The following is a 24,904-nucleotide window of genomic DNA, read 5'->3' as shown; positions in this document are numbered from 1 at the left end:
GGCCATCTCCGCGCGTGGTGCCCGGCTCTTGGTGTTCTCGGGCTCGGCCGCCTCAACTCGGATCGGCGACCGTGAGGAGATTCTGGGCGCCGCGCCCGGCCCTGCCATCCCCGCAAGCCGAGGGGGCGGGGCGGCGCGGCGTGAACGGCGTCACAGCAGCAGCGCCAACCTTTCCAGGATGAGCACCGCGAAGAAGGCCAGGCCGGCGAGCAGCGTCCACTTCATGATGATGAGGCCCATGCGCCGCCAGCGCTTCTGGCCGGTGGCGATGGAGAAGGCGAAGCAGACGACGGCCGCAAAGAGCAGCAGGCCGATGAGGAGGCGGGCGATGAGCATCAGCCGTGGGTCGCCTGGGCCAGCAACTCTTCGAGCGACTTGAAGTACCGGCCATGCGTCCGGCGAAGGCCCGCCTCGTCCAGCGCCTCAAGCAGCACGACTTCCCGATCCCGGCTTTCCTTGAGCAGGCGGACCTCGAGGGCCCGGCGCGCCGCTTCGGCTTGCGTCCGCAACCCGTCATCGAAGGCCTGCATGCTGACCAGGCGCTCGGCTCTCCAGTCGTAATCGATCAGGTAAATCATTCGTTCTTCAAGACGAGGTCGATGGATGGCCCGAGGGATTCGAGAAGCGATCGCAGGCCCTGTCGATTCAACGCGATCAACGACGAGGATAGCTGCGGCGCGAGGGATGTATTTTGCGCGTCGATGGCGCTTGGATCCTCTTCTCGCCGCTCGATGACGTCGACCGCACCGGAGAGCCCGTCGAGCAACTGCCGCAGCTTCGGGCTGCCGCCGCCGTACTTGATGTCAGCACCCAGTCGATCCGCCATCTGTTCGCACAGCTGCGCCCACAGGTGCTGCAGTTCGGTGCGAAGCTGAATCTCCACCCAGCGCCCATCCAGTTTCACGACCAGATGAAGAGCCCGGTAGCCGTGGCTTGGCCTTGCCAGCCGATCGATCAGCCGATGCTCCGGGAAGCAGTCCATCAAGGCCCGGGCATGCGCCCATTGAAGCCGGCGGTCTTGCACGACGACACGGCATCCGGCCACGTCCTGCATGGTCGACAGCCGCGTTCCCTCGCGATCCAGTTTGGCGAGGATGGCGCGCGTGGACTTGGCCGGCCGCGCCGTCGGCTCCAGTTGGAAGTCCCTGCGCAGTACCGTCAGGACGTGGGAACTCGCCTCGGCGAATGAATTCCGGTAGTCATCCAGCAGGAGGAGGTCAGCCTCGGTGACGGCGTTGCGAAGCCGGTCGCCGAGCCGATCGATCTGGCTGGCACTCCAGGCCATCGCGCCTCACCAGGCCGGCGCAAGTTCGGCGAGGCCCTTGGGCGCCTCGCGCTCGTCGCCGAAGGTGACGACCTCGTAGGCCTCGGGGTCGGCCAGCAGGGCGCGCAGCAGCTTGTTGTTGAGCGCGTGGCCGCCCTTGAAGGACGTGTAGGCGGCCAGCAGCGGCATGCCGGCGACCTGCATGTCGCCGATGGCGTCGAGGATCTTGTGCTTGACGAACTCGTCGTCGTAGCGCAGCCCCTCGGCATTGAGCACCTTGTAGTCGTCCACGACGATGGCGTTATCCATGGAGCCGCCCAGGGTGAGCCCGCGCGAGCGCATCAGGTCGATGTCCGACGTCATGCCGAAGGTGCGGGCGCGGGCGATCTCCTTCTTGTACTTGCCCGAACCCATGTCGAAGACGAAGCGGCTGCCGGTGGCCGCCACGGCGGGGTTGTCGAACTCGATCTCGAAGCTGAGCGTGTAGCCGTGGTGGGGCTCCAGCCGCGCCCACATGAGCTTCTTGCCCTCGCCCTGCCTCACCTCGACGGGCTTGTTCACCTTCAGGAAGCGCTTGGGCGCGTCCTGCAGGGCGATGCCGGCCGACTGCAGCAGGAAGACGAAGCTCGCGGCCGAGCCGTCGAGCACGGGCACTTCGTCGGCGTTGATGTCCACGACGAGGTTGTCCAGGCCGAGGCCCGCGCAGGCGGACAGCAGGTGCTCGATGGTCTGCACGCGCGGGGCGCCGGGGTCGCCACCGGGGCTGATGGTGGTGGCCATGCGGGTGTCGCTGACCGAGGTGACCCCGACCGGAATGTCCACCGGCGGACAGAGGTCGACGCGGCGGAAGACGATGCCGGTGTCGGGCGGCGCGGGCCGTAGCGTCATCTCGACCTTCTGGCCGCTGTGGATGCCCACGCCGACGGCGCGCGTGATCGACTTCAGGGTGCGTTGCTTGACCATGGCCGGGATTGTCCCGGATCAGGCCTGGCCGCGCCTCTCCACGGGCAAGCGCAGCGACAGCCGCGTGCCCATGCCCGGGGAGGAATCGATGCGCAGCTTGCCGCCCAGGCGCTGGGCGCGCTTGATCTGGCTCTTCAAGCCGCGGCCGTGCTGGATGGTCTGCAGGTCAAAGCCGGCGCCATCGTCCTCGACGCGGATCTCGACGTAGCTGCCATGGTGGCGCGTGACCAGGCGCACGCGGCTGGCGCCGGCATGCTTGAGCACGTTGTTCAGCGCCTCCTGCATCAGCCGCAGCACGTGCAGGGCGTCGGGCGGCTCCAGCCACGCCAGGGGCGGCAGGTCCTGCACGTCCCATTCGAGCTTGAGGCCGCCGGTCTGCAGCCGCTTGCCCAGGCGGTAGCGCATGGTCGCCAGCAGCGAGACGAGGTCGTGCCCGACGGGCTCGAGCGAGTCGATGACCAGGCGCAGGTCGTCCACGCACTCGCGCAGCACCTCGACGACCTTCTCGTGGGACATGTTGCCCTGCTCCACGGCCACCAGGGCCGACAGCAGCGAGGAGCCCAGGCCGTCGTGCATGTCGGCCATGATGCGCTGGCGCTCCAGCAGCAGGGCCTGCTGGCGCTCGGCCTCGCGCAGCTGCGCGTTCTGCACCTGCAGCACGGAGATCTGTTCGTCCAGGTCCTCCTGGAGCTGGCTGTTCTGGGCCTGCACCTGCTCGACCGTCCCGACATAACGGCGCTGTATGGCATGCAGGAAGCTCAGCATGACGACCAGCGTCGCGACGGGCATCAGGAAGAAATGCTCGGGCCAGGCCCAGCCGGCCAGCACCGCCAGGTCGTGGGCGCCCAGGACCACCCCGATCGCCAGGGCCAGCGCCATGATGCGCATCTCGGTGCAGCGGCTTTTCCAGGCCAGCCAGCCGACCCACGCGGTGCCCAGGCCGGCGATGGCCGCCGTCACGCCGTACTGCAGGACGACCATGTCGAGCTGCCGAAGCCACATCGGCATGCTGACCACGCTGACCAGCAGCACGCTGCCGATGAGCGAGCGCTCCAGCCACACCACGCGCTTTTCGGTAAAGCGCAGCACGAAGAGCAGCGCCGTCAGCATGACCCAGCCCATGGAGGCGTGGGTGGCCCACCAGAACCAGTCCTGCCCGGCCTGCGAGGCTGGCAGGCTGACGTAATAGTGCAGGTTGCGCACCAGCCAGGCCGCGGCGCCGAGGGCGAAGAGGCCGTAGATGGCCTCGTCGGGCCGGCGCACCCACAGCATCACCGCGAAGACGCCCAGCACCACGAGGGTGAGGCTGACGGCCTGCGGCAGCCCGGTCTGCGCCCGCACCCGCCACAGCCAGCGCTTTTCCAGCGAGTCGCGCGGGCCGACCCAGATGCGCGAGACGGCGTGGTAGCTGCCCGCCGGCACCGGCAGGGCGACGACGAGTTCCAGCCCCGTGGCATTGCCCGGCAGTGGCAGCCACAGGGGCTGCACCCATTGCTCGCGCTCGGCGTTCTGGTTGTCCAGCAGCACCTGCCAGCCCTGCTCGGTGCGCACGAGCACGGCGGCAGACAGGGTCACCAGACGCGGCAGGTAGAGGGCCTGGGGTTCGTCGCTGCCGGGCGGCACGTAGACGCGGTACCAGCGCATCTCGTAGCCGCGCGTGTCGGTGACCATGGCGGCGCCGGGACGGGCCCGCACGTCCGGCATGGCGACGGGCCGCCATGCGGTGGCGTCCTCGGGTGGCACCAGCCCGGGCGGCAGCGGCAGGTGGTCGCCGCCGGTGATGCCGTGCTGGCGCAGTGCCGCCCACCAGGATTCCAGGTCGGCCCGCGACCAGGCGCTGACGGCGAGGTCGACACGGGCGGAGTCATCGCCAGGCGCGCGCGTGCTCGGCTGCGGCAGCCGTTGCGCGAACGCGGGCAGCGCCGCCGCGATCCACAGCAGCAGCAGCCAGCCACGCAGCCTGGGGCCTAACTCAAGCATCCCTATGATTCTTTCTAGGTGTCGACATGGGGCGCGAGCATGCCACAGGGGTTGGCGCCGGCCCATGCTGCCGGGCCGAGGATCGCTCAGCCGCCAGCGGGCAGGTTCTTGCGGGCGGCGTCCAGCAGTTCGCGCGACAGCCCCCCATCGCCCACCGCGCGGGCCAGCACCAAGGCGCCCACCATGGTCGACAGCATGGCCAGCGCCTGCTCGCGGCGCTCGGGCGGCGTGGCCGCGGGCATCTGTTCCTGCAGCACCGCGACGAGGTTGCCCACGCCCTCGCCGAAAACCTCGCGCAGCGCAGGCCCGCCGCGCGCGGCGTCGCCGGCCAGCGCCGCCAGCCCGCAGCCAGCGCCCGGCCGGTCACGGTGCGTCTCGGACAGATAGGCCTTGACCCAGGCGGCGAGGCTGCGGTCGGGCTGCCGCTTCCACTGCTCACGGCCGTCCCGCATCGCCCGCCGGCAGGCCTGGGCGGCCAGGTCGTCCTTGGATTCGAAATGCCCGTAGAAGCCGCCGCGCGTCAGGCCGGCGGCCTGCATGAGTTCGTTCAGGCCGATGCCGTCGAAGCCCCGCTCCCGGAACAGCTGGGCGGCGCTGTCGAGGATGCGCTCGCGATTGGCTTCGGCTTGGGCACGGCTCACCTTCACGGCGGTCTCCTTCAGGGATGGGAAGGCCCTGCGTCGGCATCGACCCGGGGCTTGACGGATCTTATATGTTGGCCGACATTTAAGCTATTCATGTCAAACGACATGAATAAGTCGAGTGAAGGACGGTCATGAAGCTCCAGAACACCGTCGTTTTCGCCCCCACGAGGAGATCGCCATGACCGACGCCGCCACCCTGCCCGCCCTCGCCGATGGCCACCTGGCCGCCGCCCGCCACGCCTTCGCGACCCCCGAGCGCGTGCCGCTGAGCCCGCAGGAGAAGGCGCTGCTGGCCGATGCGGCCGAGCCGCCGCTGCGCCACGAGGGCCTCAAGCTCGCCCGCTGGACGCTGGGCCAGGGGCCGCGCGTCGTCCTCGTGCACGGCTGGAACAGCCGCGGCGCCCATCTGCTGGGTTTCGCCAGCCCGCTGGTGGAGGCCGGCTTCTCGGTGACGCTGTTCGACCTGCCGGGCCATGGCGACTCCAGCGGACACGCGGCCAGCGTCGTCCACGCCGGCCGGGCGCTGCGTGCGGTGATGGCCGCGGCCGGCCCGGTGCATGCCGTCATCGGCCACTCCATGGGCTCGGCGGCGGCGCTGCTGGCCTTCGCCCACGGGCTGCAGGTGCGGCGCAGCGTGCACCTGGCCGGACCGTCGTCGCTGACGCCCATGGTCAAGGGCCTGGCTGCCGCCCACGGGCTCGGCCCGGCGGACGCCGCCGCCTTCGCGGGCTGGGTCGAGGGCTTCATCGGCACGCGCATCGCCCACGTCGATCTGGACCGGCTGCAGCACGGCCTGCGCCATGCGGGCCTCATCGTGCATGACGCCGAGGACCGCACCGTTCCCTTCGCCGCCTCGGAGGCTCTGCACGCGGCCTGGCCCGGCTCCCGCCTCGAACGCGTCAGCGGCCTCGGCCATCGCCGCGTGCTGAGCGATGCCGGCGTCATCGCGCGCAGCGTCGCCTTCATCACCGAGAGCGACGCGCCGTGAGCGCCCCGCCGCGGCCCTGGCTGCTGACGCTGGCGGCCCTGTCCGCCCTGGCCACGCTGTCCACCAACATCCTGCTGCCCGCCCTGCCGGCCATGGCACGCGCCATGGGCGCGACCGAAACCGCCATGACAGCCGTGCTCAGCCTCTTCCTGGCGGTGTTCGCGTTGGCGCAGCTCGTCGTCGGGCCGCTGTCGGACCGCCTGGGGCGCCGGCCCGTGGTGCTCGGCGGCCTGCTGGTGTTCATCGCGGGCAGCCTGGTCTGCGCCGTCGCCGGCGACCTGCGGCTGCTGCTGGCCGGACGCGGGCTGCAGGCGGCCGGCGTCGCCGCTGCCTCCGTGCTGGCGCGTGCTGCGGCGCGCGACCGCTTCGAAGGCGCACCGCTTGCCGCCCTGCTCGGCCGCATCATGGTGGTCATGGCTGCGGCGCCCGGCCTTTCGCCGCTGCTTGGCGGCCTCGTGCAGGCGGCCTGGGGCTGGCGCGCCCTGTTCGCCGTGCTGGTGCTCTCCGGGCTGGCGGTGGCCGCGGCCTATGCGGGCATCGTCGGCGAGACGCTGCCCGCCGAGCGCCGGCGCCATCAGCCGCCGCGCGACCTCGCCCTGGGCTATGGCCGCCTGCTGGCGGACGCGCGCTTCCTGCGGCCCGCGCTGGCGACGGCGGCCATCCTGGGCGCCTTGTTCGCCTTCTTCGGCACGGCGCCTCTCGTGCTGACGCGAGGCTTCGGCTTCTCCGCGCTGCAGGTCGGGCTGTTCTTCGCCACCTCGGTCTTCGTCGTCTTCGCCGCCGGCCATGCCGCGCCGCGCGCCTCGGCGCGCTGGGGCGGCCCCGCCGTGCTGCGGGCCGGTGCGGCCCTGGCCCTGGCCGGCGGCGTGGCGATGCTGACGGGCAACGCCGCCGGGCTCTATGGCTTCATCGCCGCGGCCTGCGTCTTCCTGTTCGGCATGGGCCTGGTGTCGCCCACGGGCGCAGCCCTGGCGCTGACGCCGTTCGCGGCCCAGGCCGGCCAGGCTTCCGCCCTGCTGGGTTTCCTGCAGATGGCCGCTGCCGCGGCGATGACGACGGTGGCTGCCACGCTGCCCACCGAGCGCATGGCCGCGCTGGCGCTGGTGCTGGCCGGCGGCGGCCTGCTGGCCTGGGTGGCCGCGCCGCCGCCCGTGTCGGCGCGTCGTGCGCACTCGGCCTGAAACCCGGGCCTCGAAAGCAAAAGGGCGAGCCCGAGGCTCGCCCTTTGTCTTGTCAGCCGGCGACGTTCAGTCGGCCTGCTTGCGCAGGAAGGCCGGGATCTCGATCTCATCCATGCCGTTGGAAGACAGCGCCTCCACCTTGGCGGCGGCGCTGCCCGAGCGGCCATGGCGCCAGACACTGGGCACGTTGGCGTTGGCGAAGTCGCCCAGGCCGAGGCCGACGTTGGCTTGCGGCGCGGCGGCCGGGGCGGCCATGGCCACCGCCTGGGTCAGCACGGGCATGCCGTCGGTGCCGTTGCGCACCACCTGCTGGGTCTGCACCACCTGCAGCGGTGCCTGCTGGCGGGCGCGGCCGGCAGTCAGGCCCGTGGCGATGACGGTCACACGCAGGGCGTCGCCCAGGCTTTCGTCGTAGGCCGTGCCGTAGATGATGTGGGCATCTTCGGAGGCATAGCGCTTGATGGCGTTCATCGCGTTGCGCGACTCGCTGAGCTTGAAGTTGGCGCGGCTCGCGGCGATCAGCACCAGCACGCCGCGGGCGCCGGAGAGGTCGATGCCCTCCAGCAGCGGGCAGGCGACCGCCGCCTCGGCGGCCTTGGTGGCGCGGTCAGGACCGGTGGCCTGGGCCGTGCCCATCATGGCCTTGCCCGGCTCGCTCATCACGGTCTTCACGTCCTCGAAGTCGACGTTGACGAGGCCGGGGATGTGGATGATGTCGGAAATGCCGCCAACGGCGTTCTTCAGCACGTCATTGGCATGCGCGAAGGCCTGATCCTGCGTGACGTCGTCGCCCAGCACGTCGAGCAGCTTGTCGTTCAGCACGACGATGAGGGAGTCGACATTGGCCTCGAGTTCGGCCAGGCCGGCATCGGCCGCCTTGGCGCGCCGGCCGCCTTCGAACTCGAAGGGCTTGGTGACGACGCCGACCGTGAGGATGCCCATGTCCTTGGCGACGCGCGCGATCACCGGCGCCGCACCCGTGCCGGTGCCACCGCCCATGCCGGCGGTGATGAACAGCATATTGGCGCCGGCGATGGATTCGCGGATGCGGGATTCGGCTTCCTCGGCGGCGGCGCGGCCCATTTCGGGTTTGGCACCGGCGCCGAGACCCGTGGAGCCGAGTTGCAGCAATTGGTCGGCCTTGGAGCGGTTCAGCGCCTGCGCGTCGGTATTCGCGCAGATGAATTCAACGCCTTGAACGCCCTGGGCGATCATGTGGTCAACGGCGTTGCCGCCGCCACCACCGACCCCGATCACCTTGATTTGGGTGCCTTGGTCAAACTCTTCGATCATCTCGATGGGCATATCAAACCTCCTACTGCAATTGTGCCTCGGGCACACAATGATTGACTAGTTGCTGAAACACTTTTTCCTGAATTTTTTAGGGGTCAGAAATTCCCCATGAACCAATCCTTGACCCGCCCGACGAGGGTTTGCACCGAGCCGGCCTGCTGCGCCGCCTTGAAACCCCGGGTGCGCGACAGCCGGGCCTCCTCCAGCAGGCCCATGACGGTGGCGGACCGCGGGTTGGCGACCATGTCGTAAAGGGCGCCGGAATAGGTCGGCAGGCCGCGGCGGACCGGTTTCAGGAAAATATCCTCGGCCAGTTCCACCATCCCTGGCATGACCGCCGAACCGCCGGTCAGGACGATGCCTGACGACAGCAATTCCTCATATCCGCTTTCGCGGATGACCTGGTGCACCAGGGAAAAGATTTCCTCGACCCGCGGCTCGATGACGCCGGCCAGCGCCTGCTTGGACAGCATGCGGGGACTGCGGTCGCCCAGCCCGGGCACCTCCACCTGGTCGGACGGGTCGGCCAGCAGTTGCTTGGCCACGCCGTGCTCGACCTTGATTTCCTCGGCGTCCTTGGTCGGCGTGCGCAGCGCCATGGCGATGTCGCTGGTGATCAGGTCGCCGGCGATGGGAATCACGGCGGTATGCCGGATGGACCCGCCGGTGAATATCGCCACGTCGGTCGTCCCCGCGCCGATATCCACGAGGGCAACCCCCAGGTCGCGCTCGTCGGCGGTGAGGGCGGCATGGCTGGAGGCGCTCGGGTTCAAAACCAGCTGGTCGACCTCCAGGCCGCAGCGGCGCACGCATTTGACGATGTTTTCAGCGGCACTTTGCGCGCCGGTCACGATATGGACCTTGACCTCCAGCCGGCCGCCGCTCATGCCGATGGGCTCCTTGACCTCATGGCCGTCGATGACGAATTCCTGCGGCTCGACCAGCAGCAGGCGCTGGTCGTTGGGGATATTGATGGCCTTGGCAGTTTCGACGACACGGGTCACGTCGACCGGCGTGACCTCCTTGTCGCGCACGATGACCATGCCCGTGGAGTTCTGGCCGCGGATATGGCTGCCGGTGATCCCCGTATAAACCCGGGAAATCTTGCAGTCGGCCATCATTTCGGCCTCCTTAAGGGCCTGCTGGATGGACTGCACCGTGGCGTCGATATTGACCACCACCCCGCGCTTGAGACCGTGCGACGGCGCCACACCGAGGCCGGCGATGCGCAATTCCCCCCCCGCCAAAACCTCCGCCACGACGGCCATGATCTTGGCAGTTCCGATATCCAAGCCGACGACCAGATCCTTGTATTCCTTGGCCATGTCCGTCCTCAACGTTTTCTATTTGCGGGTTTACCCGGAGTTTGCGTCGTCACGCCGCGCAGCTTGACGGCATAGCCATCGACATGGCGCAGGTCGGCCGTGAGCAGCGGGCTGTGGTATTGCGACGTCACCTGGGTGATGGAGCGGGTGAACTGGATGAAACGCTCGACGACCTCGCCCTGGGTGCCGCGGCCCAGTTCGACGACGGCGCCGCTGCCGAAGGTGGCGCGCCAGGAGCCGCGGCCGGAGAGGTCCAGCCGCTCGATGCTTTCGCCCAGCTTCTCGGCAGCCGGCGACAGCGCCCGCCACATCTGCAGCATGGGCGCGGCGGCGTTGGCCGGCCCGGCCAGCACCGGCAGGTCCTCGTCCTCGACGTCGCCGAGGTTGGCCTGGAAGACTTCGCCGAAGCTGTTCACCAGGGCCCGCTCGGCGCTGGCCTCGGTGGCCGCGTCGGCGCCGTCGACCCGCGCCTCCCAGTAGGCCGCCGCCTGGTGCTCCTCGAGGTTGACCCGCAGTTTCATGGGCCAGACGCGCTGCAGCTGGGCATGCCTCACCCAGGGCACGGCCTCGAAGGCGGCGCGGCCGTCCCGCAGGTTCATGCTCAGGAAGGAGCCGTGCAGCCGCGGCAGGGCATTGGCGCGCAGCGAGGCGACGCTGTTGCGGCTGACGTCGCCTTCCACCTGGATGGCGCGGAAGTTGAACACCGGCAGCCTCACCGCCCAGCGCAGCGCGGCCCACGCCGCCGTCGCCAGCAGCGCGGTCACGAGCAGCGCCGACACCGCATTCATCAGGCGGACGTCGGGGGGCAGCGCGGCGCTTGGATTCATCACTCGTCGGTCAGCGGCGATCCAGCCGGGCCTGGGCCAGCAGCCACAGGCACAGGTGCGGGTAGTCGATGCCTACGGCCTGCGCGGCCTTGGGCACCAGGGAGTGCGAGGTCATGCCCGGGCTGGTGTTCATCTCCAGCAGGAAGGGCTTCATGTCGGCCTTGCGCAGCATCAGGTCGGCGCGACCCCAGCCGCGGCAGCCGAGCAGGTGGTAGGCGCGCAGCACCAGTTGCCGGACCTCGGCCTCCAGCGCCGCGGGCAACGTGCCGAACAGGTATTGCGTGGTGTCGGTGTGGTACTTGTTCTCGAAGTCGTAGTTGCCCGCCTCGGCGCGGATCTCCACCACCGGCAGCGCGACGGCGGCCTCGCCTTCGCCCAGCACGGCGCAGGTGAGTTCGGGCCCCTCGATGCATTGCTCGAACAGCAGCTCGTCGTCGAACCCCAGGGCCAGCTCCACCGCGCCCTGCATGTCCGAATAGCCCATCGCCTTGGTGATGCCGATGCTGCTGCCCTCGTGCGGCGGCTTGACGACGACGGGCAGGCCCAGCTCGTCGGGGATGGCGCGAATGCGCTCACGCGTCAGCTCCGCGCGGGACAGCGCACGGTAGGCCGGCGTCGGCAGGCCCTCGGCGGCCCAGACCCGTTTGGTCATGGTCTTGTCCATGGCCACGCCCGAGGCCGTCACGCCCGAACCGGTGTAGGGAATGCCCAGCCATTCGAGCGCACCTTGCAGCGTGCCGTCTTCGCCGCCGCGGCCGTGCAGGGCGATGAAGGCGCGGTCGAAGCCCTCGTCCTTGAGCGCCTGCAGCGGGCGCTCCGCGGGGTCGAAGCCATGGGCATCGACGCCGAAGGCGCGCAGCGCCTCGAGCACACCGGCGCCGCTCATCAGCGAGACCGGCCGCTCGGCGCTGTGCCCTCCGAACAGCACGGCCACCTTGCCCAGCGCGCGGGCGTCGATGTCCAGATCGATCGGCGTCGTCGTGGTCATGCCGATCCTCCTTGCGAAAAATGCTGGGCGACGAGCCGCGGCAAGGCGCTCATCGAGCCGGCACCCATGCCGATGACGACGTCGCCGTCGCGGGTCAGGGCCGCGAGCGCGGCCGGCATGTCGGCCACCTGGGCGACGAAATGCGGCGTGCCGACCGCCCGCGCGAGCGCCGCACCCGTCGCACCGTCGATGGGCGACTCGCCGGCCGAATAGACCTCGGTCAGCAGCGCCACGTCGGCACTGCCGATGACGCGGACGAAGTCGGCGAAGCAATCCCGCGTGCGCGTGTAGCGGTGCGGCTGGAAGGCCAGCACGAGCCGGCGTCCGGGATAGGCGCCGCGCGCCGCGGCGAGCACGGCGGCCATCTCGACCGGGTGGTGGCCGTAGTCGTCGATCAAGGCGAAGCGCCCGCCGTCGGCGGCTGGCCATTCGCCATGTTTCTCGAAGCGCCGGCCCACGCCGGAGAAGCCGGCCAGCGCCCGCAGGATGGCGTCGTCCGCGCAGTCCAGCTCCATCGCGACCGCGATGGCCGCCAGCGCATTGCGAACGTTGTGTTCACCGGCCAGGTTGAGCAGCACGTCGAGGTCGGGCGCGCCCTCGCGCCGGCAGGTGAAGCGCATCTGTGCGCCGGGCAGGGCCTTCACGTCGACGGCCTGCACGCTCACTCCAGCCGACAGGCCGTAGCTCACCACCGGCCGCTCGATGCGGCCGAGGATGGCGCGCACGCCGGGATCGTCGGCGCAGACGACCGCCGCGCCGTAGAAAGGCATGCGGTGCAGGAACTCGACGAAGGCCTCGTGCAGCTTCTCGACCGAATGGCCATAGGTGTCCATGTGGTCCTCGTCGATGTTGGTGACGACGGACAACACGGGGCTGAGCTTCAGGAAGGAGGCGTCGCTCTCGTCGGCCTCGACGACGATGAACTCGCCGCGGCCCAGGCGCGAGTTGGCGCCCGCCGCGTTGAGCTTGCCGCCGATGACGAAGGTCGGGTCCAGGCCCGCCTCGACGAGGATGGCGGTGACGAGGGAGGTGGTCGTCGTCTTGCCGTGCGTGCCGGCGATGGCGATGCCGCGACGCAGCCGCATCAGCTCGGCGAGCATCACGGCGCGCGGCACGACGGGGATCTGCCGTCCGCGTGCGGCCTGCACCTCGGGGTTGTCCGCGGCGACGGCCGTGCTGGTGACCAGGGCCTGGGCATCGCCGATGTTGGGCGCTGCATGACCGATCTCCACGCGCAGGCCGAGCGAGCGCAGCCGCTCGGTCGTGGCGCTCTCGACGGCGTCCGAGCCGCTGACCGTGAAGCCGAGGTTGTGCAGGATCTCGGCGATGCCGCTCATGCCGGCGCCGCCGATGCCGACGAAGTGGAGTCGCTGAACCGCGTGCTTCACGTCAGTTCCCCATCCCGCGCTCGCAGCGCCTGTTACGCGTGAAACGCCATGCGACTTGCTGCAATGGAACACAGCCACAGAGGCACGGAGACACAGAGAGACCGTCATCCCGCTGCCTCTGTGCCTCTGTGCCTCCGTGGCTTTGTTTGGTTTTCACTTCAACATTCCTTCGATCTCGTCGGCCACGCGTGCGGCGGCGCGGGGGCGAGCCAGAGAGCGGGCCTTTTCGGCCATGGCGAGCAGGGCGGCGCGGTCCAGTCCGCCGAGCACCTCGTGCAGCTTCTGCGCCGTCAGCTCCGCCTGCGGCAGGTGGATGGCCGCGCCGTGCTGGGCCATGAAGACGGCGTTGTCGCGCTGGTGCGAGGTGGTGCTCACCACCAGCGGCACCAACACCGCCGCGCAGCCCGCCGCACACAGTTCGCTGACCGTGATGGCACCCGCCCGGCAGACGACGACGTCGGCCCAGGCCAGGGCGGCGGCCATGTCGTCGATGAAGGGCCGCACCTCGGCGTTCAGGCCGGCGTCCGTGTAGGCCTGCCAGACGGCGCCGAGATGGTCCTGCCCCGACTGGTGCAGCACCTGGGGCCGCTGCTCCTGCGGCCACAGGGCCAGGGCCTGGGGCAGCACGGTGTTGAGCGCGCGCGCACCGAGCGAGCCCCCCAGCACCAGCAGGCGCAGGGGACCCTGGGCACGGGCGGGGTCGGCCATGCGCTCGGCCGGCGCCGGCAGCGCCTCGATCTCGGCGCGCACCGGGTTGCCGCTGACGACGGCGCCGCGCGTGGAGGCCGCCGCCGCACCGTCGAAGCCGAAGGCGATGCGCCGGGCGAAGGGCTTGAGCGCCGCGTTGCTCTTGAGCATGGCAGCGTCGGCATTCACCAGCATCAGCGGCCGGCCGGATAGCGCCGCCGACAGGCCTGCCGGCACGCAGACATAACCGCCCATGCCGAGGACCGCCGTCGCCTGCCGCCGCTCGTAGACGCGGCGGGCGGCGCCCAGCGACTTGAAGAAGCCGACGATGCCTCGCAGCGCATGACCCAGGCCCTTGCCGCGCAGGCCGGCGAAAGGCAGCGCATCGATCTCGATGCCTCGCGCCGGCACCAGCCGGTTTTCCATGCCCTGCGGGGTGCCGATCCACGACACCGTCCAGCCGCGGCGCTGCATCTCCTCGGCAACCGCCAGGCCGGGAATGACGTGGCCGCCGGTGCCGGCCGCCATGACGACGAGGTGGCGAGTCATGGCTTGCACCTTCCATCAAGAACACAGCCACAGAGGCACAGAGGCACAGAGGAAGCGGGATGACGCGCTCTCTGTGTCTCTGTGCCTCTGTGGCTGTGTTTGAAATTGGGCGTCACGAGCGCCCTCCTCTCATCATTTGCCGGTTCTCAAGGTCGATCCGCAACACCACTGCCAAAGCAACGCAGTTCATCAGGATGGCCGAGCCGCCGAAGCTCATCAGCGGCAGCGTCAGGCCCTTGGTGGGCAGGGCCCCGAGGTTGACGCCCATGTTGATGAAGGCCTGGCCGCCCATCCAGATGCCCATGCCCTGGGCATAGAGGCCGGCGAACACGCGGTCCAGGGCGATGGCCTGGCGGCCGATCAGGAAGCAGCGGCGCGTCAGCCAGAAGAAGGCGAGGATCACGACGGCCACGCCGGCGAAGCCCAGCTCCTCGCCGATGACGGCCAGCAGGAAGTCGGTGTGGGCCTCGGGCAGGTAGTGCAGCTTCTCGACGCTGCCGCCCAGGCCCTGGCCGAACCACTCGCCGCGGCCGAAGGCGATGAGGCTGTGCGTGAGCTGGTAGGCCTTGCCCTGGGCGTACTTCTCGTCCCAGGGGTTGAGGTAGGCGAAGATGCGCTCGCGGCGGAAGTCGCTGAGCGTGATCATGAGCACGAAGGCGCCCATCAGCACGGCGACGATCAGGAAGAACATCCTGCCGTTGACGCCGCCGAGGAAAAGGATGCCCATGGCGATGGCCGCGATCACCATGAAGGCGCCCATGTCGGGCTCGGCCAGCAGCAGCAGGCCCACGAAGGCCAGCGAGATGGCCATGGGCGTGACGGCCTGGAAGAAGTTCTCCCGGGCGTCCATCTTGCGCATCATGTAGTTGGCCGCGTAGAGGGCGATGCCGAACTTGGCCAGCTCCGAGGGCTGGAAGTTCATGACGCCCAGCGGGATCCAGCGCCGCGCGCCATAGACCACCTTGCCGATGCCGGGAATGAGCACCGCCACCAGCAGCACCAGGGCCGCGACGAAGACCCAGGGTGCCCAGCGCTCCCACACCGACACGGGGATCTGCACGGTGATTAGGCCGGCGATCAGCCCGAAGCCGATGGCCACCATGTGTCGCGTCAGGAAGTGGGTCGGCAGGTATTTGGCGAAGCGCGGGTTGTCCGGCAGGGCGATGGAGGCCGAATAGACCATCAGCAGCCCGAAGGCCATCAGCGCGAGCACGACCCAGACCAGGGTGATGTCGAAGCCCTGCAGCTGCGTCGGCCGGCCGGCGGAGGTCGAGACCCAGTCGCGCACGGGCACGCTGGCGTCCTCGCCGTCGCCCTTCCCGAAGAAGCGCTGCCGGAGCGTGGCCGCGAAGCTCACAACGCCACCCCCCGCTCGTCCGCCAGCCGCTGCACCGTGGCGACGAAGACCTCGGCGCGGTGGGCGTAGTTGCGGAACATGTCGAGACTCGCGCAGGCCGGGGACAGCAGCACGCTGTCGCCGGCTTGCGCCTGCTGCAGGCACCAGGCCGTGGCGGCCTCCAGCGTCGCGTGGCGCTGCATGGGCACGCCGGTGGCGGCGAGCGCCGCCTCGATCTGCGGCCCGTCGCGGCCGATCAGCGCGACGGCGCGGGCATGGCGGGCCACGCCCTCGGCCAGGGGCGAGAAGTCCTGGCCCTTGCCGTCGCCGCCGAGGATGAGCACGAGCCGGGCCGGGGCACGGTCGGCGCCCAGGCCCGAGATGGCGGCGACGGTGGCGCCGACGTTGGTGCCCTTGGAGTCGTCGTAGAACTCGACGCCGTCGATGCTGCCGACGGGCTCGACGCGGTGCGGCTCGCCGCGGTACTCGCGCAGGCCGTGCAGCATGGGCGCCAGCTCGCAGCCGGCCGCCGTGGCCAGGGCCAGCGCGGCCAGTGCATTGGCGGCGTTATGCCGGCCGCGCACGCGCAGCGCGTCGGCGGGCATGAGGCGCTGCACGACGAGCGGTTCGTCTTCGTTGCCCTTGCGCTTCTTGATCGTCGGGTCCAGCTCGCGGGCGCGCACCAGCCAGGCCAGGCCGCCCTCTTCCACCAGGCCGAAGTCGCCCGGCGCGGTCGGCGGGTTCAGGCCGAAGCGCACCACGCGGCGCGACACCGTGCGGCCGGGCTTGCCGCGGCTGCCCTTGACGAAGACGGGAGCGGGCACCAGGGCCTCGACCGCCGGGTCGTCGCGGTTGACGACGATGACGGCCTGGCTGGTTGAACTCGGGCCGAAGATGCGCGTCTTGGCGCGGCCGTAGGCGGCCATGTCGCCATGCCAGTCGAGGTGGTCCTGCGTCAGGTTGAGCACGGCGCCGGCCGTGGGCTCGAAGGCGGCGACGCCGTCGAGCTGGAAGCTGGACAACTCCAGCACCCAGACCTCGGGCAAGGTCTCGAAGACCGGGCCGCGCGGCGGTGGCGGGGCTATGGGCAGGGGCGCCTCTTCGTCCGGCAGCACGGCAGCCCCGTCGACGGCGGGTTCGGCAGCCTCTTTTGCAGACTCTTCGGCGGGCGGCTCCGACGGCGCGTCTTCGATGGCGTCCGCAAGGGCTTCGGCGGCCGTCTCTTCGGCCGGCGCCGGGTCGGGTTCCTTCGCCAGCGCCTCGGTCAGCGTGTCCAGCAGCGTCGGGCCGATGTTGCCGGCGATGGCCACGCGCCTGCCGGCGCGTTCCGCCAGCAGGCCGGTCATGCAGGTGGTCGTCGTCTTGCCGTTGGTACCGGTGATGGCGAGCACGGCGGGCGCATAGCCGTGCTGGGCCTTCAGTGCCGCGAGCGCATCGGCGAAGAGGTCGAGTTCGCCGCGCACGGCGGCGCCATGGGCGTAGACGGCAGCCAGCCGCGCGTCCAGCGGCGACAGGCCCGGGCTCTTCAGGATGGCGTTGAAGCCGGCCACCGACTCGGCGGCCAGCTCGCCGGTGATGAAGGCCGCCGTGTCGCCCAGGGCCGCCCGCTGCGGCGGCTGCTCGCGCGAGTCCCACACGGTCACCTGCGCCCCGAAGCGCGCGCACCAGCGGGCCATCGCGAGACCGGAGTCCCCGAGGCCCAGCACCAGCACGCGCTGGCCTTGGAAGTGCGGCAGGTCGAGCTTCATCGCTTCACCGGAGCTTGAGGCTGGCCAGACCGATGAGGCACAGCAGCATGGTGATGATCCAGAAGCGGATGACGACCTGGGTCTCGTTCCAGCCGCTCTTCTCGAAATGGTGGTGCAGCGGCGCCATCTTGAAGATGCGCCGGCCCTCGCCGAATTTCTTCTTCGTGAACTTGAACCAGCTGACCTGGAGCATCACCGACAGCACCTCGGCCACGAAGATGCCGCCCATGATGCCGAGCACGATTTCCTGGCGCGTGATGACGGCCAGCGTGCCGAGGCCCCCGCCCAGGGCCAGCGCGCCGACGTCGCCCATGAAGACCTGGGCCGGGTGGGCGTTGAACCACAGGAAGGCCAGGCCCGCCCCGGCCATGGCGGCACAGAAGATGAGCAGCTCGCCGGCGCCCGGGATGTAGGGCAGCAGCAGGTACTTGGAGAACACCGACGAGCCGGTCAGGTAGGCGAACAGGCCCAGGGCCGAGCCCACCATCACGACGGGCATGATGGCCAGGCCGTCGAGGCCGTCGGTGAAGTTCACCGCGTTGCTGGTGCCGACGATGACGAAATAGCTCAGCGCGACGAAGCCCCACACCCCCAGCGGCATGCTGATGGTCTTGAAGAAGGGGATGAGCAGGTCGGCCTTGGGCGGCAGCTCGGTGGAGAAGCCGCTGGACACCCAGCGGATGAAGAGCTGCACGACGCCCAGGAAGGAGGTCTCGGACACACTGAAGGCCAGGTAGATGGCGGCGAACAGCCCGATGAGGGACTGCCACAGGAACTTCTCGCGGCTGGCCATGCCCTCGGGGTTCTTGTCGACGACCTTGCGCCAGTCGTCCACCCAGCCGATGGCGCCGAAGCCCATGGTCACCAGCATCACCACCCAGACGAAGCGGTTGCTCCAGTCGAACCACAGCAGGGTCGAGACGCCGATGCCGATCAGCACCAGCACGCCGCCCATCGTCGGCGTGCCGCTCTTGGCCAGGTGCTGCTGCACGCCATAAGCGCGGATGGGCTGGCCGATCTTCATCTCGGTCAGGCGGCGGATCACCCAGGGCCCGAAGGCCAGGCCGATGAGCAGCGCCGTCATGGCCGCCATCACGGCGCGGAAGGTGATGTACTGGAAGATGCGCAGGAAGCCCAGGTCGGGGTAGAGGCCCTGCAGCCACTGGGCCAGGCTAAGCAGCATGCGGCGCTCCGGTTCGGGGTTGTTCTTGGAGTGCGGCGACCACTTGTTCCATCTTCATGAAGCGCGAGCCCTTGACCAGGACCTGGGCTGCGCTGGGTTGTTCCGTCAGGGCCGCGATCAGCGCGGCCGTCGTGTCGAAGGCGCGGGCGCGCGGGCCGTAGGCCGCGGCGGCGTCGCGGGCGGCCGGGCCGGCCGTCCAGAAGTGGGCGATGCCGCGCTCGGCGGCATAGGCCCCGACCTCGCGGTGGAAGGCCGGGCCCTGGTCACCCACCTCGCCCATGTCGCCGAGGATGAGCCAGCCCTCGCCCGGCAGGCCGGCCAGCACGTCGATGGCGGCGCGCACGCTGTCGGGGTTGGCGTTGTAGCTGTCGTCGATGAGGGCGCGGCCGCGGGCATCGGCCTTGAGTTCGGAGCGGCCCTTGACCGCGCGGAAGGCCTCCAGGCCATCGGCGATGGCGGTCAGCGGCGCTCCGGCCGCGAGGGCGCAGGCGGCGGCGGCGAGGGCGTTGCGGACGTTGTGCTCGCCGGCCACGCGCAGTGCGACGGGCGCGCTGCCCGCCGGGGTGTGCAGCTCCAGCGCCCAGTGCGTCCCCTGCCATTGCGCGGCGCCGGTCACATCGGCCTCGCCACGCAGGGCGAAGGTCAGGTGCGGGCGGCTGCCGGCCAGCTCGAACCAGATCGGCGCGCAGGCGTCCTCGGCGGGGAAGACGGCGCATCCGCTCGGCCCCAGGGCCTCGATGACGGCGCCGTTCTCGCGGGCGACCGCCTCCACCGTCGCCATGAACTCCTGGTGCTCGCGCTGGGCGTTGTTGACCAGGGCCACGGTCGGCTGGGCCATGGCGGCCAGGGGCGCGATCTCGCCGGGGTGGTTCATGCCCAGCTCGACGACGGCGGCGCGGTGGCTGCGCTCGTCGTCATGGCGCAGGCGCAGCAGCGTCAGCGGCACGCCGATGTCGTTGTTGTAGTTGCCTTCGGTGGCCAGCGCGTCGTCGCCGACCCAGGCGCGCAGGATGGCGGCGATCATCTGCGTGGTCGTCGTCTTGCCATTGCTGCCGGTGACGGCGATGACGGGCAGGCGCTGCTGGCGCCGCCAGGCCGCGGCCAGTTGGCCGAGCGCCGCCTTGGCGTCCGGCACCAGCAGCCCGGGCAGGCCGGCCTCCGCCAAGCCGCGTTCGGCCAGGGCCGCCACGGCGCCCGAGGCCTTGGCCTGGGCGATGAAGTCGTTGGCGTCGAAGCGCTCGCCGCGCAGGGCGACGAAGAGATCGCCGGCCTTGAGCGTGCGGCTGTCGCTGTGCACGCGGGCGAAGGCCGTGGCGCCGTCACCGACCAGGGTCGAACCAGGCAGCAGGGCCTGGGCTTGCGCCAGATCGAGAAAGTTCACAGCCCTGCCCTTTCCAGCAGCGAGGCACGCGCCTCGGCCACGTCGGAGAAGGGCCGGCGCACGCCGTTCACCTCCTGGTAGTCCTCGTGGCCCTTGCCGGCGATGAGGACGATGTCGCGCGCGCCGGCCTCGGCGATGGCGGCGCGGATGGCCTCCTCGCGGGCCTCGATGACCGTGGCGCCCGGCGCAGCCGCGGCGATGTCGGCCAGGATGCGGGCCGGCTCCTCGGTCCGCGGGTTGTCGGTGGTGACGACCACGCGGCCCGACAGCCGCGCGGCGATGGCGCCCATCTGCGGGCGCTTGCCCCGGTCGCGGTCACCGCCGCAGCCGAAGACGCAGACCAGCTCGCCGCCGCGCGCGCGGGCCAGGCCCTGCAGCGCCGACAAGGCCTTGTCCAGCGCGTCCGGCGTGTGCGCGTAGTCGACGACGACTTGGGGCAGCTCGCGGCCGTTGCCCACGCGCTGCATGCGGCCCGGCACGGGCGTCACGGCCGCCAGGGCGCGGGCAATGTCGGCCAGTGCGGCGCCTTGAGCGCGCAGGGCGCCGGCCACGCCGAGGAGGTTGGCGGCGTTGTAGTCGCCGATGAGGCCGGTCTGCACCTCGATGGCGTCGCCGCCCTCGTGCAGCGTGAAGGCCAGGCCGTCGCCGGTGTAGCGCAGGCCGCGGGCCGTGAGGCGGGCGTCGTCGCGCTCGATGCCGGTGGTCCAGACGTCCAGCCCGGTGAGTTCGGCGGCCAGGGCCGGCGCCTTGGGATCGTCCAGGTTGACGACGGCGGCGCGCAGGCCCGGGAAGTCGAACAGCGCGCGCTTGGCCGCCCAGTAGGCGTCCATGCTGCCGTGGTAGTCGAGGTGATCCTGGGTGAAGTTGGTGAACACCGCGACGCGGATGGCGGTGCCGGCCAGGCGCCCCTCGACGATGCCGATGCTGCTGGCCTCGATGGCGCAGGCGGCGAAGCCCTGGTCACGCATGGCGGCGAAGGCGGCCTGCAGCAGCACGGGGTCGGGCGTGGTCAGGCCGTTGTAGTCGAGCCGGGGCGGCTCGCCCACGCCGAGCGTGCCGACCACGCCGCAGCGCCGGCCGAGCCGGGCCGAGGCCTGGGCGATCCACCAGGCGGAGGAGGTCTTGCCGTTGGTGCCGGTGACGGCGATGACGTCCAGCGTGTCGGTCGGCTTGCCGAAGAAGGCCGCGGCGATCTCGCCGGTGCGGGCCTTGAGGCCGGGCAGCGAGGCCACGCGGGCGTCGACGAAGCCGAAGCGCTCGACGTCGCCGTCCTCCACCAGGCAGGTGGACGCGCCCGCGGCCAGGGCCGCCGCGACGTACTCGCGACCGTCGCGCGCGTAGCCTGGCCAGGCGATGAAGGCGTCGCCCGGACGGACCTGGCGGCTGTCGGTGCGCAGCGTGCCCGTGCACCATTCGGACAGCCAGCGGGCCGCGGCGTCGGGGGATTTGAGGCGGGTCAGCATCATCGACCGCCGGGCCGCCCCAAGGGCGATAGCGCCCCCTCGGGGGGCAGTGAGCGAAGTGAACGTGGGGGCATCATTGACGCGCCGGGCCGCCCCAAGGGCGATGACGCCCCCTCGGGGGGCAGTGAGCGAAGCGAACGTGGGGGCGTCATGTTCTAGAAGCTTTCTTCGGTGGACGTGGCGCCCTTGTTCGCGAAGATCTGGCTCTTCACGTCGAGGTCGGGCTGCACACCCAGCAGCCGCAGCGTCTGCGCGGCGACCTGGCTGAACACCGGGCCGGCGACCTGGCCGCCGTAGTGGGCCCCGGCGCTCGGTTCGTCGACCATGACGGCCACGACGATGCGCGGCTTGCTGATGGGCGTGATGCCGACGAACCACGAGCGGTATTTGTGGGTGGCATAGCCGCGGCCCTCCTGCTTGTAGGCCGTGCCGCTCTTGCCGCCGACGCTGTAGCCAGGCACCTGGGCCTCGGGCGCCGTGCCGCCGGGGCCGGCCGCGGCCTGCAGCATCAGGCGCAGGTCCTGCGTGACCTTGGGGCTGAAGACGCGGATGCCCGCCACCGGATGGTCGTGCGGCTGGCGCAGCATGCTCACGGGGATGATCTCGCCATCCCGCGCGAACACCGTGTAGGCGCGCGCCAGCTGGAAGAGCGAGGCCGACAGGCCGTAGCCATAACTCATCGTCGCCTGCTCGATGGGGCGCCAGGTCTTCCAGGGCCGCAGCTTGCCGGTGACCGCGCCGGGGAAGCTGATCTGCGGGCGCTGGCCCAGGCCGATGGCGGTGAACAGCTCGTGCATCTCGCGCGGCTGCATCTGCATGGCGAGCTTGGTGGCGCCGATGTTGCTGGAGAACTTGATGACGTCGCGCACCGGGATGACGCCATGGGCGTGGGTGTCGCTGATGACGGCGCCCTGGAAGGCGTATTTGCCGTTGCCCGTGTCCACCAGGGTGTCGGGCGTGGCGCGGCCGGTCTCCATCGCCAGGCCGGCGATGAAGGGCTTCATCGTCGAGCCGGGCTCGAAGACGTCGGTGAGCGCGCGGTTGCGCAGCTGCTCGCCGGAGAGGTGCTGGCGGTTGCCGGGGTCGTAGCTCGGGAAGTTGGCCAGGGCCAGCACCTCGCCGCTGAGGGCATCGAGGACGACCACCGAACCCGCCTTGGCCTTGTTCTCGGCGACCGCGTCGCGGATGCGCTGGTAGGCGAAGAACTGCACCTTGGAATCGACGGACAGGTCGACGTCGTGGCCGTTGGCGGCCGGCACCAGTTCGCCGATGTCCTCGACGACGCGGCCGAGGCGGTCGCGCACGACGGAGCGCGAACCGTCGCGGCCCTGCAGCTCGTTCTGGAAGGCCAGCTCGATGCCCTCCTGGCCCTTGTCCTCGACGTTGGTGAAGCCGACCACGTGTGCCGCCGCCTCGCCCTCGGGATACTTGCGGCGGTATTCGCGGTCCTGGAAGACGCCCTTGATCCCGATGGCCTTCACGCGCGCGGCGGTCTCGTCGTCGGCCAGGCGCTTGAGCCAGACGAAGCGCGTCTCGGGGTTGAGCTTGGCCTCCAGTTCCTTGGGCGCCATGCCCAGCGCCTTGGCCAGCTCGCGGCGCTTGTCGGCGTCGGTGTCGACCTCCTTGGGAATGGCCCAGATCGACGGCACGGCCACGCTGGCCGCCAGCACCTGGCCGGTGCGGTCGTTGATGCGGCCACGGCTGGCCGGCAGTTCCAGCGTGTGGGCGTAGCGGGCCTCGCCCTGCTTCTGGAAGAAGTCAGTGGCCAGCACCTGCACGTAGACCGCTCGCGCCAGCAGGCCGAGGAAGGCCAGGCCCACCAGGGCGACGAGGAAACGCGAGCGCCAGGGCGGCGTCTTGGAGGCGAGCAGCGGGCTCGTGGAATAGCTGACGCCACGGCCCGAGCCAAGAGAGCGGGCGCCGGGCTTGGCCGGGCGGCTCATGGGTGCACCCTTCGGCCTGCGGCCTGTCCCGCCAAGCGGGAGCGAGCTTGCTTGGGGCGGCCCTGCGCTGCGCTCACGGGTTCACCCCCGAGGCGACGACGGACGGCGTGATGACGCGCATGCCCAGGCGCTCGCGCGCCACCTGCTCGACGCGCAGGTTGGTGGCCTGGGCATGGCGCTCGGCGGCCAGGCGCTCGGCGTCGGCGGCCAGGCGCTGGCCGTCGGCCTTGGCGCGGTCCAGCTCGGCGAAGAGCCGGCGCGACTCGTAGGCGCTGTGCACGAGGACGACGCCGCTGGCCAGCACGGCAAGGATGAGGACGAGGTTGAGCTTGGCCATGCGGTCAGCTCAGCGAGGCCGGCAGCGGCGCGTCGGTGCGCTCGGCGATGCGCAGCACGGCCGAACGCGCCCGGGGGTTGGCGGCCACCTCGGCGGCACCGGGCATCACGCGGCCCAGGGACCTCAAGGCCAGGGCCGGCGGCGGCGCGAAGGGCGCCCGGCGGTCGACCTCGGCCTTGCTGTGCGCGGCGATGAACTGCTTGACGCGGCGGTCCTCCAGCGAATGGAAGCTGATGACGGCGAGCCGGCCTCCGGGAGCGAGCAGCCGCAAGGCCGCGATCAGCCCCTGCTCGAGTTGCTCAAGCTCTCGATTGACATGAATCCGAAGGGCTTGAAAGGTGCGCGTGGCGGGGTCTTGCCCGGGTTCGCGGGTCTTGACCGTGCGAGCCACGAGTTCGCGCAACTCGTCGGTGCGCGTGAGCGGCGCACCGGCTTCCCGGCGAGCAACAAGCGCCTTTGCAATCTGGCCAGCAAACCGTTCTTCGCCATAGTCCCGAATCACCTGTGCGATCTCGCGCTCGTCGGCGCGCGCGAGGAAGTCCGCCGCGCTCTCGCCACGCGTGGTGTCCATGCGCATGTCGAGCGGGCCGTCGAAGCGGAAGCTGAAGCCGCGCTCCGGGTTGTCGATCTGGGGGCTGGACACGCCCAGGTCCAGCAGCACGCCGTCCACCTGGTGCACGCCCAGCGCGCCGAGCCGCTCGGCCATCTCGGCGAAGCCGGCGTGGACGATGGAGAAACGCGGGTCGGCGATGGCCATGGCCGCGGCGACGGCCTCGGGATCGCGGTCGATGCCGATGAGGCGCCCCTGCGGCGCCAGCCGGGCCAGCAGGGCCCGCGAATGGCCGCCCCGCCCGAACGTGCCGTCCACATAGACGCCATCGGGGCGGGCAAGCACGCCGTCCACCGCCTCGTTCAGCAGCACGGTGGTGTGGCGGAACTCGGCGCTCTCGTTCATGCCGGCGCCCATCAGAAACTGAAGTCCTTGAGCGCGTCGGGCAGCGGGCCGGCCATCACCTCGGCCTCGTGGGCGGCATGGGTTTCGGCGTCCCAGAGCTCGAAGTGGCTGCCCATGCCCAGCAGCATCACGTCGTTCTTGAGCCCGGCGCTCCTGCGCAGCTCGGGCGAGATCAGCACGCGCGACGCCGAGTCGATCTCGACGTCCATCGCATTGCCGAGAAAGACGCGCTTCCAGCCGGACGCCGACATCGGCAGCGCCGCGACCTTGTCGCGGAACACCTCCCACGTCGGCCGCGGGAAGAGCATCAGACACCCATCCGGATGCTTGGTGACCGTCAGCCGCCCCTGGCAGAGCAGTTGCAGCACCTCACGGTGACGCGTGGGAACGCTCAGGCGCCCCTTGGCGTCCAGCGCCAAGTTGGAGGCTCCTTGAAAGACGATTTCCGACACTTTTCACCACGAAACGACACTTCTCCCCA

The 24,904-nt window shown here is 70.5% G+C and carries 23 protein-coding genes; 2 read left to right on the top strand and 21 right to left on the bottom strand.

Features of this window, described 5'->3' with window-relative positions; all coding sequences use genetic code 11:
- Window positions 1-150: 150 nt before the first annotated feature.
- From LXT12_RS09475 to LXT12_RS09450, 6 genes are all read right to left on the bottom strand, one after another.
- Window positions 151-336, bottom strand: coding sequence for a hypothetical protein (locus tag LXT12_RS09475; RefSeq protein ID WP_233391416.1), 186 nt, complete (start codon window positions 334-336; stop codon window positions 151-153).
- Complete coding sequence (locus LXT12_RS09470) at window positions 336-578, bottom strand: hypothetical protein (RefSeq protein ID WP_233391414.1); 243 nt, start codon at window positions 576-578, stop codon at window positions 336-338. Before LXT12_RS09470 ends, LXT12_RS09475 begins: the two co-directional genes overlap by 1 nt.
- Window positions 575-1,285, bottom strand: a complete 711-nt coding sequence (locus tag LXT12_RS09465) for a nucleotidyltransferase family protein (RefSeq protein ID WP_233391413.1) — start codon at window positions 1,283-1,285, stop codon at window positions 575-577. The genes LXT12_RS09470 and LXT12_RS09465 overlap by 4 nt, the downstream gene beginning before the upstream one ends.
- 6 nt (window positions 1,286-1,291) lie before the next feature.
- Window positions 1,292-2,227: a UDP-3-O-acyl-N-acetylglucosamine deacetylase gene (gene lpxC / locus LXT12_RS09460; RefSeq protein ID WP_233391412.1), complete on the bottom strand. Its 936-nt coding sequence runs from the start codon at window positions 2,225-2,227 to the stop codon at window positions 1,292-1,294.
- 18 nt (window positions 2,228-2,245) lie between these two features.
- Window positions 2,246-4,207 carry a sensor histidine kinase gene (locus LXT12_RS09455; RefSeq protein ID WP_233391411.1) on the bottom strand — a complete coding sequence of 654 codons (1,962 nt, stop codon included), beginning with the start codon at window positions 4,205-4,207 and terminating at the stop codon, window positions 2,246-2,248.
- 86 nt (window positions 4,208-4,293) lie between these two features.
- The gene (locus LXT12_RS09450) at window positions 4,294-4,854 is read right to left on the bottom strand and encodes a TetR/AcrR family transcriptional regulator (RefSeq protein ID WP_233391409.1); all 561 of its coding nucleotides are present in this window, start codon (window positions 4,852-4,854) and stop codon (window positions 4,294-4,296) included.
- Between the two features lie 175 nt (window positions 4,855-5,029).
- Between LXT12_RS09450 and LXT12_RS09445 the strand changes: the two genes are divergently transcribed.
- Window positions 5,030-5,839, top strand: coding sequence for an alpha/beta fold hydrolase (locus tag LXT12_RS09445; protein ID WP_233391407.1), 810 nt, complete (start codon window positions 5,030-5,032; stop codon window positions 5,837-5,839).
- Window positions 5,836-7,020 carry a Bcr/CflA family efflux MFS transporter gene (locus LXT12_RS09440; RefSeq protein ID WP_233391405.1) on the top strand — a complete coding sequence of 395 codons (1,185 nt, stop codon included), beginning with the start codon at window positions 5,836-5,838 and terminating at the stop codon, window positions 7,018-7,020. Before LXT12_RS09445 ends, LXT12_RS09440 begins: the two co-directional genes overlap by 4 nt.
- Before the next feature lie 66 nt (window positions 7,021-7,086).
- Here LXT12_RS09440 and ftsZ read toward each other — a convergent pair whose 3' ends face one another.
- The 15 genes from ftsZ to mraZ all read right to left on the bottom strand — a co-directional run bounded on the left by ftsZ (window position 7,087) and on the right by mraZ (window position 24,866).
- The gene (gene ftsZ, locus LXT12_RS09435; RefSeq protein ID WP_233391403.1) at window positions 7,087-8,325 is read right to left on the bottom strand and encodes a cell division protein FtsZ; all 1,239 of its coding nucleotides are present in this window, start codon (window positions 8,323-8,325) and stop codon (window positions 7,087-7,089) included.
- Window positions 8,326-8,408: 83 nt separating this feature from the next.
- On the bottom strand, window positions 8,409-9,638 hold the full coding sequence (gene ftsA / locus LXT12_RS09430; RefSeq protein WP_233391401.1) for a cell division protein FtsA: 1,230 nt from the start codon (window positions 9,636-9,638) through the stop codon (window positions 8,409-8,411).
- Between the two features lie 8 nt (window positions 9,639-9,646).
- Window positions 9,647-10,465, bottom strand: a complete 819-nt coding sequence (locus tag LXT12_RS09425; RefSeq protein WP_233391398.1) for a cell division protein FtsQ/DivIB — start codon at window positions 10,463-10,465, stop codon at window positions 9,647-9,649.
- 10 nt (window positions 10,466-10,475) lie between these two features.
- Window positions 10,476-11,453 carry a D-alanine--D-alanine ligase gene (locus LXT12_RS09420; protein WP_233391396.1) on the bottom strand — a complete coding sequence of 326 codons (978 nt, stop codon included), beginning with the start codon at window positions 11,451-11,453 and terminating at the stop codon, window positions 10,476-10,478.
- Window positions 11,450-12,841, bottom strand: coding sequence for a UDP-N-acetylmuramate--L-alanine ligase (murC, locus tag LXT12_RS09415; RefSeq protein ID WP_233391392.1), 1,392 nt, complete (start codon window positions 12,839-12,841; stop codon window positions 11,450-11,452). The genes LXT12_RS09420 and murC overlap by 4 nt, the downstream gene beginning before the upstream one ends.
- A 153-nt stretch (window positions 12,842-12,994) precedes the next feature.
- The gene (gene murG, locus LXT12_RS09410; RefSeq protein WP_233391390.1) at window positions 12,995-14,077 is read right to left on the bottom strand and encodes an undecaprenyldiphospho-muramoylpentapeptide beta-N-acetylglucosaminyltransferase; all 1,083 of its coding nucleotides are present in this window, start codon (window positions 14,075-14,077) and stop codon (window positions 12,995-12,997) included.
- Between the two features lie 112 nt (window positions 14,078-14,189).
- Window positions 14,190-15,434, bottom strand: coding sequence for a putative lipid II flippase FtsW (gene ftsW / locus LXT12_RS09405; RefSeq protein WP_419964764.1), 1,245 nt, complete (start codon window positions 15,432-15,434; stop codon window positions 14,190-14,192).
- Window positions 15,431-17,161, bottom strand: a complete 1,731-nt coding sequence (locus LXT12_RS09400; RefSeq protein WP_233391388.1) for a Mur ligase family protein — start codon at window positions 17,159-17,161, stop codon at window positions 15,431-15,433. Before LXT12_RS09400 ends, ftsW begins: the two co-directional genes overlap by 4 nt.
- Window positions 17,162-17,165: 4 nt before the next feature.
- Entirely contained in the window at window positions 17,166-18,344 is a 1,179-nt protein-coding gene (gene mraY / locus LXT12_RS09395) for a phospho-N-acetylmuramoyl-pentapeptide-transferase (RefSeq protein ID WP_233391387.1), read from the bottom strand.
- Complete coding sequence (locus tag LXT12_RS09390; RefSeq protein WP_233391386.1) at window positions 18,334-19,725, bottom strand: UDP-N-acetylmuramoyl-tripeptide--D-alanyl-D-alanine ligase; 1,392 nt, start codon at window positions 19,723-19,725, stop codon at window positions 18,334-18,336. Before LXT12_RS09390 ends, mraY begins: the two co-directional genes overlap by 11 nt.
- Window positions 19,722-21,191: a UDP-N-acetylmuramoyl-L-alanyl-D-glutamate--2,6-diaminopimelate ligase gene (locus tag LXT12_RS09385; RefSeq protein ID WP_233391385.1), complete on the bottom strand. Its 1,470-nt coding sequence runs from the start codon at window positions 21,189-21,191 to the stop codon at window positions 19,722-19,724. Before LXT12_RS09385 ends, LXT12_RS09390 begins: the two co-directional genes overlap by 4 nt.
- A 152-nt stretch (window positions 21,192-21,343) precedes the next feature.
- Complete coding sequence (locus LXT12_RS09380) at window positions 21,344-23,131, bottom strand: peptidoglycan D,D-transpeptidase FtsI family protein (protein ID WP_233391384.1); 1,788 nt, start codon at window positions 23,129-23,131, stop codon at window positions 21,344-21,346.
- A gap of 73 nt (window positions 23,132-23,204) precedes the next feature.
- Complete coding sequence (gene ftsL, locus LXT12_RS09375; RefSeq protein WP_233391383.1) at window positions 23,205-23,468, bottom strand: cell division protein FtsL; 264 nt, start codon at window positions 23,466-23,468, stop codon at window positions 23,205-23,207.
- Window positions 23,469-23,472: 4 nt separating this feature from the next.
- Window positions 23,473-24,423, bottom strand: a complete 951-nt coding sequence (gene rsmH / locus LXT12_RS09370) for a 16S rRNA (cytosine(1402)-N(4))-methyltransferase RsmH (protein WP_233391380.1) — start codon at window positions 24,421-24,423, stop codon at window positions 23,473-23,475.
- Between the two features lie 11 nt (window positions 24,424-24,434).
- Window positions 24,435-24,866 carry a division/cell wall cluster transcriptional repressor MraZ gene (mraZ, locus tag LXT12_RS09365; protein WP_233391796.1) on the bottom strand — a complete coding sequence of 144 codons (432 nt, stop codon included), beginning with the start codon at window positions 24,864-24,866 and terminating at the stop codon, window positions 24,435-24,437.
- Window positions 24,867-24,904 lie beyond the last annotated feature (38 nt).

Source organism: Pelomonas caseinilytica, from assembly GCF_021353235.1.
In the GTDB taxonomy this organism is placed as follows: domain Bacteria; phylum Pseudomonadota; class Gammaproteobacteria; order Burkholderiales; family Burkholderiaceae_C; genus Pelomonas; species Pelomonas caseinilytica.
This window is presented reverse-complemented; position numbering and strand designations above follow the sequence as displayed.